Annotated in this window: 12 protein-coding genes; 6 read left to right on the top strand and 6 right to left on the bottom strand. The window is 63.3% G+C overall.

Annotated elements, in window-relative coordinates:
• The first annotated feature begins 201 nt into the window (after window positions 1–201).
• The gene (locus RMO18_RS11005) at window positions 202–957 is read left to right on the top strand and encodes an NYN domain-containing protein (protein WP_309665916.1); all 756 of its coding nucleotides are present in this window, start codon (window positions 202–204) and stop codon (window positions 955–957) included.
• A 32-nt stretch (window positions 958–989) separates the two neighbouring features.
• On the opposite strand, the gene RMO18_RS11000 is transcribed toward RMO18_RS11005, so the two are convergent.
• Window positions 990–1,847: a LysR substrate-binding domain-containing protein gene (locus tag RMO18_RS11000; RefSeq protein WP_309665915.1), complete on the bottom strand. Its 858-nt coding sequence runs from the start codon at window positions 1,845–1,847 to the stop codon at window positions 990–992.
• A gap of 97 nt (window positions 1,848–1,944) precedes the next feature.
• On the opposite strand from RMO18_RS11000, the gene RMO18_RS10995 reads away from it, so the two are divergent.
• Window positions 1,945–2,190: a hypothetical protein gene (locus RMO18_RS10995; RefSeq protein ID WP_309665914.1), complete on the top strand. Its 246-nt coding sequence runs from the start codon at window positions 1,945–1,947 to the stop codon at window positions 2,188–2,190.
• 26 nt (window positions 2,191–2,216) lie between these two features.
• Here the strand turns inward: RMO18_RS10995 and RMO18_RS10990 are convergent, their stop codons facing one another.
• Both RMO18_RS10990 and RMO18_RS10985 read right to left on the bottom strand, forming a co-directional pair.
• Window positions 2,217–2,621, bottom strand: a complete 405-nt coding sequence (locus RMO18_RS10990) for a c-type cytochrome (RefSeq protein WP_309665912.1) — start codon at window positions 2,619–2,621, stop codon at window positions 2,217–2,219.
• 155 nt (window positions 2,622–2,776) lie between these two features.
• On the bottom strand, window positions 2,777–3,280 hold the full coding sequence (locus tag RMO18_RS10985) for a RidA family protein (RefSeq protein ID WP_309665910.1): 504 nt from the start codon (window positions 3,278–3,280) through the stop codon (window positions 2,777–2,779).
• Between the two features lie 136 nt (window positions 3,281–3,416).
• On the opposite strand from RMO18_RS10985, the gene RMO18_RS10980 reads away from it, so the two are divergent.
• Window positions 3,417–4,463: an LLM class flavin-dependent oxidoreductase gene (locus RMO18_RS10980; RefSeq protein WP_309665908.1), complete on the top strand. Its 1,047-nt coding sequence runs from the start codon at window positions 3,417–3,419 to the stop codon at window positions 4,461–4,463.
• 153 nt (window positions 4,464–4,616) lie between these two features.
• Here RMO18_RS10980 and RMO18_RS10975 read toward each other — a convergent pair whose 3' ends face one another.
• The 3 genes from RMO18_RS10975 to RMO18_RS10965 all read right to left on the bottom strand — a co-directional run bounded on the left by RMO18_RS10975 (window position 4,617) and on the right by RMO18_RS10965 (window position 6,988).
• Entirely contained in the window at window positions 4,617–5,030 is a 414-nt protein-coding gene (locus RMO18_RS10975) for a DUF1801 domain-containing protein (RefSeq protein WP_309665907.1), read from the bottom strand.
• 68 nt (window positions 5,031–5,098) lie between these two features.
• On the bottom strand, window positions 5,099–6,001 hold the full coding sequence (locus RMO18_RS10970; protein WP_309665906.1) for a rhodanese-related sulfurtransferase: 903 nt from the start codon (window positions 5,999–6,001) through the stop codon (window positions 5,099–5,101).
• Window positions 6,002–6,010: 9 nt separating this feature from the next.
• Complete coding sequence (locus RMO18_RS10965) at window positions 6,011–6,988, bottom strand: sugar nucleotide-binding protein (RefSeq protein ID WP_309665904.1); 978 nt, start codon at window positions 6,986–6,988, stop codon at window positions 6,011–6,013.
• 75 nt (window positions 6,989–7,063) lie between these two features.
• Between RMO18_RS10965 and pncA the strand changes: the two genes are divergently transcribed.
• From pncA to RMO18_RS10950, 3 genes are all read left to right on the top strand, one after another.
• Entirely contained in the window at window positions 7,064–7,672 is a 609-nt protein-coding gene (pncA, locus tag RMO18_RS10960) for a bifunctional nicotinamidase/pyrazinamidase (RefSeq protein WP_309665902.1), read from the top strand.
• A 68-nt stretch (window positions 7,673–7,740) separates the two neighbouring features.
• On the top strand, window positions 7,741–10,047 hold the full coding sequence (locus RMO18_RS10955; protein WP_309665901.1) for an ATP-binding protein: 2,307 nt from the start codon (window positions 7,741–7,743) through the stop codon (window positions 10,045–10,047).
• On the top strand, window positions 9,981–10,862 hold an 882-nt coding region (locus RMO18_RS10950; protein ID WP_309665899.1), incomplete at its 3' end, for a nicotinate phosphoribosyltransferase. The genes RMO18_RS10955 and RMO18_RS10950, both read left to right, overlap by 67 nt.

Here is a 10,862-nt window from a genome sequence, read left to right as displayed (position 1 = left end):
GCGTATCGCGTCTGGTTAACGTCATGTTCTGCACTCCTGCGTTGAAGGGCTGATGGCCCCGCGCAAGCATGCAACTGAACGCCCTTGACTGCGTTGTCATGGATCAAATCGACACCCTGTGGGATTGTGCGACCGCGCAAGCGCCATCCGCTTTCCTTCTCTTCGTTGATCGGGCAGACTCGGCCAAAAAAGGAGACTACAATGGCCGATCCACGCGCCAAGCTGCTTGCCGTCCTGATTGACGCTGACAACGTTTTGGCGCGGCATGCCGAAGCAATCCTAAAGGAAATCAGCACCATAGGCGAACCGGCCCTGCGCCGGGTCTATGGTGACTGGTCAAGCACGCAACTGGCGGGCTGGAAGAACCAGGCCCGTGACCTTGGCCTTGTGATGCATCAGCAATCGGCCAACACCAAGGGCAAGAATGCCAGCGACATCGGCCTTGTCATCGATGCGATGGATATCCTGCATGCAGGCAAGTTCGATGCCTTCGTGCTGGTGTCGTCGGACAGCGATTTTACCCGGCTCGCCAGCCGCATCCGCGAAGACGGGCTGGAGGTCGTGGGCATCGGCGAGGCGAAAACCCCGGAAAGCCTGCGCAAGGTCTGCAACCGGTTCATCCTGATCGAGAACATCATCGAAGACGGTGAACACGCAGCAGAGGCCAAGCCCGCCAGAGCGGCCGGCGACGCGCCCGCAGCAGCAGAGCGGACCAAGACGCCAAAGGAACCGGCGTCCAACGCGATCCCCCTGATCATCGCCGCGATGCGGGCGATTGATCCGGACGGCGAATGGTATTCGATGGGGCAGATCGGCCAGTACATCACCCAGGGCGCGCCGGATTTCGACACCCGCACCTATGGGTCCGCCAAGCTTTCCGATCTGATCAAGAAACTGTCCCGTTTCGAGGTAAAGCCCGGCCCCGGCGGCCAGCTTCTGGTGCGCGACAAGGCTTGATCGGAACGCGGCCTGATCAGAATGTGGCCCGATCAGAACAGCGTCTTGACCCAGTCCACAAAATGCTGCGTGGCGGCGCGGCGCGGTCCGCTTGGCATCGTCGCGTAGTAATGCGTTTCAGGAAGGCCCGGCACGTCAACTTCGCGCAACTGACCGGTGGCCAGTTCGGCCCGGATGATCGCTTCGGTGGCAAGGGTCAGCCCCAACCCCAGCACCGCCGCCGAAATCTCCAGATGCGGGCTGCCGACGGTCACCCTTTTAGACGGGTCAGGGTCAATTCCGGCCTGCCGAAGAATGTCCAGAAGCCCCGCTTCCGGCACGATCCATGGCAGCGTGCGCACATCGACCGGCCCCTCGCCCAACAGCGACGGCGCGCCTGCGACCACCCAGCGCGTCTGGGCCAGATGCACAGTTTCGATCCCCGGCCCTTCGGCCTGCCAGCCGCGAATGGCCAGATCATAGCCGTCCGCCAGCAGATCGACCGTGGTGAAACCGGGCGTCATCGCCACTTCTATGCCCGGATGTTTGGCCCAGAATTCCGGCAGGCGCGGCAGGATCAATGCCTGCGCGGTAAAGACCGTCGTTGCCACCCGCAGCGGCTTTCGTTCCTCGCTGCGGCGCAACTCCTCGATCCCGCTCGAAATCGCCCCGAAACCATTTGCCAATGTCTGGGCCAGCCGCTGACCCGCTTCGGTCAGGCTGACGCTGCGCCCGGTGCGTTGCACCAGTTGCACGCCCAGTTCGGCCTCCAGCGCACGCACCTGCTGGGTGACGGCAGCATGCGTCACGTTCAGCGCCCGCCCCGCACCGGTAAAGCCGCCATGCCGCGCCGTGGCGTCAAACGCACGCAGAGAGGAAAGGTTGGGCAGGTCGCGCCAGCGCGGTGACATGTAAGTTTTTCTTTCGTCCGCTAGAAATTCCTGATTCGTCAGATCCCGTGTTTTCAGGCAGCGTAAACTGTAAGTCCAACCAAGGGATATGCGCATTATGTTACACACCGTTGATCTGAACTTGATGCGGGCCACGGCCCGACATCATCCTGATGGCAGGCCCAAGGACCCGCACGAACATCATTCGGAAGAGGTCGCCCGCCTGCATCGCGCCGCCCGGCGGCGGAGGATCCTTGTCCTGCTGCACAACGTCGCCCATGCCCTCAGCCGCCAGCGGCGCGCTTACTCCGCGACCTACACCCTCGCCCAGATCTCGAAGCAAGCCCCGCCTGGCAGTATTTGATGCGCGTCAAGGCGGGGGCCCACGGCCTATTCCGTGACTTCGTGTAGATAGGCGACGATGCTTTCGGCTTCGCCCTGTCGTTTCAACCCGTTAAAGGCCATCTTGGTCTTCGGAACCACCTTCTTTGGGGAGGTCATGAAGGCGATAAGCGTGGCGTCATCCCAAGTGAACCCTGCGGCGCGCATGGCATCGGAAAAGCCAAAGTCCGCCAGCGTGCCGGCCTGACGACCGAACAGACCTTGGAGCGAAGGGCCGAGCGTGGGGTTCTCGGTCGAAGCCACCGGTTTGTTTGCCCCCGCCTCGTGGCAACCGCCGCATCGCAACAGGAAAGTCTTCTCAGCGAGAACAAGATCCCCGGTTTGCGCGAACAGGGGAGCGGCGATCAACTGAAGCAACACAAGAGAGGGTCCAAATGACAATGGCACCTTCATTGCAACCTCCATCATGAGATCTTGCCGGCAGATGTACCGGCTTTGCCTGCCCGGAGCCGTGGACATGCATTGCCGTAGCGGTATCCAATCCTAACACACATGACGATTTCCAACAATTCGCCTATGGATTGAACGCTGAGACTGCGCTTTCCTGCCTACTCCGCGACCTCGACGGTGGCCCATGTCTCAAAGCAGACCCCGCCCGCCAAGGCTTGCACCCCGATCGTGGCCCTGCCCCCCAAACCCCGCTCTCGCCCGAAGACTTCGACGAACAGGTCCGACAGCCCGGAAGACACGTGGTGGACCTCCTCATACTCCGGCGTGCAGACCACGAAGTTCAGGGTGCGGACAATCGATTTCACCCGGTCCAGCGACCCCACCGCCTGCCGGATACCCCCCAGCACGTTCAACCCCGTCCGCCGCGCGGCGGCATAGCCCTGATCGGTTGTAAGGCTCGCCCCAAGCCGGCCCTTGTGGGTGATCTCCGTCCCGATCTGTGCCACGTGGCCCGACAAGAACAACAAGCTGCCCACCCGGTGGAATGGCTTCATCGTCCCATAATCGGCGCCGTAATAGCCGGTAGGGTCAAAGTCGGGAATGTCGAGCCCCATGTGCAGGGCCAGGTGTTCCGGGGATGTCAGGTGTTCCGGGGATGTCATGGCACACTCCTTTTCCCGCATGATCCCCCGCCAAACCCTTCCTGTCGAGAGTGCGCCTGCGCGCAACTGCAGTGCAGGAAAACGGCTTTGCGCCGGTTCGGCCGCAGCTTATGTTGGCAGCTGACAGGAGGTGGTCATGGATCATCAGATTTCACTAGGGATCGACACGTTCGGCGATGTCAGCCTTGGATCGGACGGCAAGCTAAAGCGGCAGGACGAGGTTCTGCGCGACGTGGTCGAAGAGGCAGTTCTGGCCGATCAGGTCGGCATCGACTTCATCGGGCTTGGCGAACATCACCGACCGGATTTCGCGGTGTCCGCGCCGGAGGTGGTGCTGGCCGCGATTGCGGGGCGGACCAGCCGGATCAAGCTTGGCTCGGCGGTGACGGTGCTGTCATCGGACGATCCGGTGCGGGTGTTCCAGCGGTTCTCCACCTTGAACGCGGTGTCGAACGGGCGGGCCGAGGTGATCCTGGGGCGTGGCAGTTTCAGTGAAAGCTATTCACTGTTTGGCTATGACATGGCCGATTACGATGTGCTGTTCGAGGAAAAGCTGGACCTGTTTGCCAAGCTGGTGCGGCAGGAGCGGGTCACTTGGGCTGGGCAGACGCGGGCCGGGCTGACCGATCAGGTGGTTTATCCGCCGCTGGGACCGGAGGGGATGCAGGTTTGGGTCGGGGTTGGCGGCAGCCCGGAATCGGTGGTGCGGGTGGTGCGGCAGGATCTGCAGCTGATGCTGGCGATCATCGGGGGCGATCCGCGGCGGTTCGTGCCCTATGTGGAACTGTACCACCGGGCGGCAAAGCAGCTGGAGCGGGAGGTGCGGCCGGTGGGGGTGCATTCGCCGGGGTTTGTGGCCGCGACCGATGAGGCGGCAATCGAGGCGGTGTGGCCGCATTACGAGACGATGTTCGGCCGGATCGGGCGGGAGCGGGGCTGGCCGCCGGTCACCAAGGCGCGATATCTGGACGAGGTTCGCAACGGGTCGCTTTATGTGGGCAGCCCGGAGACGGTGGCGCGGAAAATTGTCGGGACGGTGCGGGCATTGGGGCTGGCGCGGTTTGACATGAAGTATTCGAGCGGGCCGCAGCCGCATGAGCAGCTGATGGAGGGGATCCGGCTTTATGGGGAGAAGGTGATCCCGATGGTGCGGGGGATGCTGGCAGAGAAAACGGCGGCTTGAAGGGGTGTCCACGCGTGGACATCCCTTCGGTATCAACGTTTTCAATGGGTTACCGTTTCGTGTTCAGGATTTCTTAACGTTTCGGAGAATTGAACGGGTGCACTTCTTAGCCGCAGCGGGCCACCTTTAGGTTTATGAACTGTCGTTCGCTTTTTATTTTGTCGCGGCCTGCAGGTTCAGGGCCACGGCGGCTTTGATCAGTGCGGTGAAGGCATCGGCGTCCACCACCGCTGCCCCAGGTATGTCGATGGCGCGGCGGGTGTTGCCGTCGAGGCTGGCGTTGAACAGATGCGCGGGGTCGGGCAGGCTGGCGCCTTTGGCGAAGGTCAGCTTTACCGCCTTCTTGTAAACCTCGCCGGTGCAAATGATGCCTTGGCGGGACCAGACGGGGGTGCCCATCCATTTCCATTCCTCGACAATCTGCGGATCGGCGGCGAGGATCAGCGAGCGCATCCGGGCAAGAGTTACGCCGCGCCAATCGCCGAGATCTGCAATGCGCTGGTCGATCAGCCGGGAGGCGGCTTCGCCGGAGGCTTGGGCGCTGGGGTCGGGGGCTGCTTTGGCCATGTGCCAAGGGAAACCCCGAACGGTGGAGAAATCAAGGCTTGCTTTGATCGGCGGGCTGGAACCCCGCCTTACGCGCCGAGGTGACGTTTGCCGCGCGCGGCGGCGAGGGTCATCTGGTGCTGGCGTTCCCGAAAGCGGGCGCGGTCTTCCGGGCCGTATTCGTCGGCGCAGGCGGGGCAGGAGACGCCCTCCTCGAACGCCGGATGGGCGCGATCTTCGGGCGTGACCGGGCGGCGGCAGGCACCGCAGGACGTGAGGCCGCCGGGAACAAGGCCGTGGCCCACTGACACGCGGTCATCGAACACGAAGCATTCGCCTTGCCAGAGGCTTTCGCTGGCGGGCACCTTTTCGAGGTATTTCAGGATGCCGCCCTTGAGGTGGAACACGTCCTGAACCCCTTGCCTTATCAGGTAATTCGTCGATTTCTCACATCGGATGCCGCCGGTGCAGAACATTGCGATGCGCTTGCCTTGCAGGCGGTCCTTGTTGGCCTGCCACCAGCGCGGAAATTCGCTGAAGGCGCGGGTGCCGGGGTCGATGGCACCGGCGAAGGTGCCGATGGCGACCTCGTAATCGTTGCGGGTATCGATCACCACGGTGTCGGGATCGGCGATCAGTGCGTTCCAGTCCTGCGCAGCGACGTAGTGCCCGGTGCCGGTGAGCGGATCGACATCGGGCTGGCCCATGGTGACGATCTCGCGCTTCAGGCGCACCTTGATGCGGCCGAAGGGCATGGTTTCGGCGGGGCTTTCCTTGTGTTCCAGTGCGCTGCAGCCGGGCAAAGCGCCGATATGGGCCAGCACCGTGTCTATCCCTTCGCGGGTGCCGGCGATGGTGCCATTGATGCCTTCGGGCGCGAGGAGGAGCGAGCCTTTGACGCCGTGTTCGGTGCAAACCGCCAACAGCGGCCCACGCAGCGCGGCGGGGTCGGGGAAGCGGGTAAAGTGATAAAGTGCGGCGACGGTCAGCATGGCGGCGAGTTAGGCGGTTCGGCGGGCAAGAACAAGGTCCTCGCCCGCGTAATCGAAGGGATCGTGGCCGTAGCGGGTGAACATCGGGAAGGCGGTCTGCCAATCGGGCGCATGGCTGGCGAGCCACTGGCAGTAGGCAGGCATCAGGCTGGCGTAGTCCGGCCCGCCGTCCCAGCCAAGCGCGCGGGCGCGGGCAGTGGTAAGGCGCACCGGGCGGGGGATGCTGAACGGGCTGTGGCCGATGTGGGAGAGATTTTCGGGCAGGTCCGACACCGGGATCAGGGTGGCCGGGCGGTTCAGCGTGGCGCTGAGGGTGGCAGCGATGGCCGAGATCGGCAGCGCCTGCGGGTCGGCAACGTTGAAAGCGCCGTGGTGGCCATGCGCAAGGCAGAAGGCGGCAAGCGCACCGATGGCGGTGGTGGAGGTGGTGTGGAAGGCGGCAGAGGCGTCTTCGATGGGGATCAGGCTGCGCCCGTCCAGCAGCCGTTTGACGAAGTACCATTCGCGCGGATGGCGGGCGCCGATGCCGTGGATGGCGGCAGGGCGCAGGATGGTGGCCTGCGGACCCAGCGCCTGTTCCAGCGCCACTTTGCCCGCAGAATAGCCGGGACCGGGTGGGACGGTGGGCTGATCTTCGGTGATCTCTGGCGGGTAGGTGGGAAAGGTTTCGGATTCAAACCCGTTGCCGGCGGCGTCGGCGTAGACCGAGGCGGTGGAGATCACCAGAAGCTGGCCATACGCATCGCGGGCGGACATCAGGTCGGCGGCATCGGCGGCGGTGAAGGCCATGGTATCAATCACCGCGTCATAGCGCGCAGTTCGGATCGTGGCGGCGCGGGTGCCGAAGTGGGGAACGGGGGTGGCGGCAAGGCCAGTTGGCAGGGCGCTGTGGGTGGTGGCGTCAACCTGCCAGCCGTCCGCAGCCAGCGCCGCTGCAACCGCGCGCCCGACCTGGCCTGCCCCGCCAAACACCAGTGCGCGCCGCATGGCAAATGCCCTTTCGGTTGACCGATACCGCAACCGACCTTACGGATGTGGGCGACCGACGGAAAGGACCAACCGATGCTGCCCGCGACCGATGCCCTTATCGTTATCGACGTTCAGAACGACTTCTGCCCCGGAGGCGCGCTTGCCGTGAGGGGGGGCGCTGAAATCATCCCGGAGATCAACTCGATCATGGATGAGTATCCGGTGGTCGTGTTGACGCAGGATTGGCATCCGGGAACGCATCTGTCGTTTGCCGAGAACCACCCGGGAGCGGTGCCGTATTCGATGGCCGAGATGGCCTACGGGCCGCAGGTTCTGTGGCCAACGCATTGCGTGCAGGGCACGAAAGGTGCGGAGTTTCATCCGGTGCTGCGCACGGGGATGGCGCAGATGGTGATCCGCAAGGGGTTCCGGCCCGAGATCGACAGCTATTCGGCGTTTTTCGAGAATGACCGGGTGACGGCTACGGGGCTTGAAGGGTATTTGCGGTCGCGTGGGGTGACGCGGCTGGAACTGGTGGGGCTGGCCACGGATTTCTGCGTGGCCTATTCGGCGCTGGATGCAGCGCGGCTGGGGTTCGAGGTCACGGTGCGGGCCAGCGCCTGCCGGGCGATCGACCTGAACGGATCGCTGGACACGGCGCGGGCACAGATGGCCGCCACCGGGGTCCGATGGCGGGATTGAGACATTCATATCCGCTAAACCTTTCGCCCCTAGGCTGCTGTGGGACATGGTTTCCGGGGGGCCACTGAATGACCAGCGCTGAGGGCATGTTTCTTGCCCGCAACAGCCCTGACGGGTTGTTCCTGCGCTATGCCGGCGGGCGCAGCCGGGGCTTCTTGCTGCGCCAAAGCATGACGCTGCTGGGCGGGCTTGCCATCGGGCTTTTGCATGAGCCGTGGCTGGGGGCGCTGTGCGTGGTTCTGGCGCTGGCGGGCGACGGGATGGAGCATCTGGTGCTGCGCCGGATTGTGGCACAGGGCGCGGTGCGGCGGCGGAGGCTGGCGGCGTTCATGGCGCTGATCCAGGCGCTGACCATCGCTGCGTGTGTGATCATTACCTGGCAATGGATTCCGCTTGCAGCGGCAGAGGGGTTCGCGCTGGCGTTCCTCATGTCAGCCACGATCAACGCCGGGCTGGTGATGCCGCATTTCCCGGAAGGCACGTGGCTGCGGCTGGGCGTCTACGGCACGACGTTTCTGGCAATGGCGGTCGATAAAGTTGCGCATATCGCGGTTTTCGCCAACACCGAGCAGGCATTCGGGTTGTTGGCCGGGCTTATCCTTGTCTATGCAACGGTGCTGTTCATCCGCTCCTCCATCCGCGGCCATGCCGAACGGCTTCGGTTTGAAAGCGCGCTGCTGGAGGAAAAGCGTGCGCTTGAGGTGTCGCAGGCGGCCCTTGCCGAAACCGCGCGGCGCACCGAACGTCTGGCACTGGTGGCGCAAAAGGCCAATGACAACGTACTGTTCACGGCCGCGGACGGGCGCATCGAATGGGTCAACGAGGCCTTCACCACGTCCACCGGATACAGCTTTGACGAAGCGGTCGGCCGGTTTCCGGGTGATATCCTGAATGGGCCCGAAACCTCAGCCGAGGCGCTTGCGGAACTGCATGGCGCGCAGGCGGCCGGTGTGCCTTGCCGGGTGGAAATCCAGAACCGGTCCAAGTCCGGGCAATTGATCTGGATGGAGGTGTCGATGACACCGGTCCTGAAACCCGATGGCAGCCCGGATGTCTGGATCGCGATCGAGCGTGACATCACGCATGCAAAGGCTCAGGCGGCAGAACTGGCCGAAGCCAGACAGGTGGCCGAGGCTGCAAACCGCGCAAAATCGCAGTTTCTGGCGACAATGAGCCATGAAATCCGCACGCCGATGAATGGCGTGATCGGGGTGGCGGAACTGTTGCAGGAAACCGCGCTGACCCCCGCACAAACGGATTACGTAGGCACCATCATCGATTCAGGGCGCGCCCTTCTGGACATCATCAACGATGTGCTTGACCTGTCAAAGCTGCAGTCCGGTAAGGTGGAGATCGCAGTGGAGCGGTTTTCTGTGGCGGAGATCGTTCGCCGCTGCATGGATATTCTGCAACCCACGGTCGCCAAAAAGGGCATCATGCTGACCTGCGATGTGCCAGCCAATCTTGGCATGCATCTGGGCGATCCGGGGCGGCTGCGGCAGATCATGCTCAACCTGATCGGCAATGCGGTGAAGTTCACCGAACATGGCCGCGTGCGGGTCACGGTAACGGCAGAGGCGCAGGGCGATGCGCCCGACAGCGTGCGGATCGCGGTTGCAGATACCGGAATCGGGATCGCGCCGGACCGGATTGGGCAGGTTTTCGAAAGCTTTACCCAGGCGGACAATTCGATCTCGCGGAAGTTTGGTGGCACGGGGCTGGGTCTGACCATTTCACGGATGCTGGCGCAGCAGATCGGCGGCGACATTGATGTGGTGTCAACTTTCGGCGCGGGGTCGGTGTTCACCCTGGCTCTGCCGATGGCGCGCGCCAAAGCAGGACAGGCCGCAGCCTCAAGCACCCTGATTGCACCGCGCACCAAGCTTCGGCTGATCGTGGCGGATGACAACAGCACCAATCGTTTGATTGCCCGCAAACTGCTGGAACGGTCGGTGGCCAGCATCGTCGAGGCCGCAACCGGGGCCGAGGCACTGGCGTTGTATCAGCGCGATCCGCCCGATCTGGTGCTGATGGACGTATCGATGCCGGAAATGGACGGGCGCGAGGCGACCCGCTGGATCCGCGCGCATGAGGCTGCGCAGGGCCTGCCGCCCTGCCCGATCCATGCGCTGACGGCCTTCGTTTCAACCGAAGAGCGGGACGATTGTCTTGCCGTGGGGATGAACGGGGTGCTGACCAAACCATTGATCCGGGCTGATCTTTATGCGCTGCTGGCAGCGGTTGCAGGATCAGGTTTTGACCTTTCGCCCCGCGATGACATAGACAGGGCGGCAAACGGAGAACCGTCATGGTCGATATCGCCACCCGCGTCTGGAACCACAAATGGAAGATTGACCCGATTGTCCGGTCGCTGATCGACACGGATTTTTACAAGCTGTTGATGTGTCAGTCTATTTTTCGCAACAAGCCGGACACCACGGTGGTCTTCAGCCTGATCAACCGCAGCAGCAAGGTGCGCCTTGCCGATCTGGTGGACGAGGGCGAGTTGCGCGAACAGCTGGATCATGTGCGCTCGCTCAGCCTGACGCGGGGCGAAAGCACCTGGCTGCGTGGCAACATGTTTTACGGCAAGCGGCAGATGTTCCGGTCGGATTTCATGGAATGGTTCGAGGGGATGCGGCTGCCGCCCTACCATCTGGAAAAGCGCGACGGGCAGTTCGAACTGACCTTCGAGGGGCGCTGGCCCGAGGTCATGCTATGGGAAATTCCGGCACTGGCGGTGCTGATGGAGTTGCGCGGCCGGGCGGTCCTGAACGAAATGGGGCGGTTCGAATTGCAGGTGCTTTATGCCCGCGCGATGACCCGGCTGTGGGAAAAGATCGAGCGGCTGCGCGCGATCGACGGATTGCGGATTGCCGATTTCGGCACGCGGCGGCGGCATTCGTTCCTGTGGCACGACTGGGCGGTGCAGGCGATGCAAGAGGGGCTGGGGTCGAAGTTCATCGGCACCTCGAATTGCCGGATCGCGATGCTGCGCGACATCGAGGCGATCGGCACCAATGCGCATGAACTGCCAATGGTCTATTCAGCGCTGGCCGATACCGATGCTGGCCTGCGCCAGGCCCCCTATCAGGTGTTGCAGGACTGGCAGGAGGAGCATGAGGGCAACCTGCGGATCATCCTGCCCGACACCTATGGAACGGTGGGGTTCCTGAAACATGCGCCGGAC

It is taken from the genome of Tabrizicola sp., assembly GCF_031377265.1.
In the GTDB taxonomy this organism is placed as follows: domain Bacteria; phylum Pseudomonadota; class Alphaproteobacteria; order Rhodobacterales; family Rhodobacteraceae; genus JAUYQR01.
Note: the sequence above shows the minus strand (reverse complement) of the source record. Positions and strands in the feature narration are given on the sequence as shown.

What these genes read in the sequence shown, in the direction of transcription:
- RMO18_RS11000 (WP_309665915.1), bottom strand. Translation starts at nt 1,847, where the DNA reads ATGTCACCGCGCTGGCGCGACCTGCCCAACCTTTCCTCTCTGCGTGCG.
- RMO18_RS10975 (WP_309665907.1), bottom strand. Translation starts at nt 5,030, where the DNA reads ATGGCCAAAGCAGCCCCCGACCCCAGCGCCCAAGCCTCCGGCGAAGCC.
- pncA (WP_309665902.1), top strand. Translation starts at nt 7,064, where the DNA reads ATGCTGCCCGCGACCGATGCCCTTATCGTTATCGACGTTCAGAACGAC.
- RMO18_RS10990 (WP_309665912.1), bottom strand. Translation starts at nt 2,621, where the DNA reads ATGAAGGTGCCATTGTCATTTGGACCCTCTCTTGTGTTGCTTCAGTTG.
- RMO18_RS10980 (WP_309665908.1), top strand. Translation starts at nt 3,417, where the DNA reads ATGGATCATCAGATTTCACTAGGGATCGACACGTTCGGCGATGTCAGC.
- RMO18_RS10985 (WP_309665910.1), bottom strand. Translation starts at nt 3,280, where the DNA reads ATGACATCCCCGGAACACCTGACATCCCCGGAACACCTGGCCCTGCAC.
- RMO18_RS10970 (WP_309665906.1), bottom strand. Translation starts at nt 6,001, where the DNA reads ATGCTGACCGTCGCCGCACTTTATCACTTTACCCGCTTCCCCGACCCC.
- RMO18_RS11005 (WP_309665916.1), top strand. Translation starts at nt 202, where the DNA reads ATGGCCGATCCACGCGCCAAGCTGCTTGCCGTCCTGATTGACGCTGAC.
- RMO18_RS10995 (WP_309665914.1), top strand. Translation starts at nt 1,945, where the DNA reads ATGTTACACACCGTTGATCTGAACTTGATGCGGGCCACGGCCCGACAT.
- RMO18_RS10965 (WP_309665904.1), bottom strand. Translation starts at nt 6,988, where the DNA reads ATGCGGCGCGCACTGGTGTTTGGCGGGGCAGGCCAGGTCGGGCGCGCG.
- RMO18_RS10955 (WP_309665901.1), top strand. Translation starts at nt 7,741, where the DNA reads ATGACCAGCGCTGAGGGCATGTTTCTTGCCCGCAACAGCCCTGACGGG.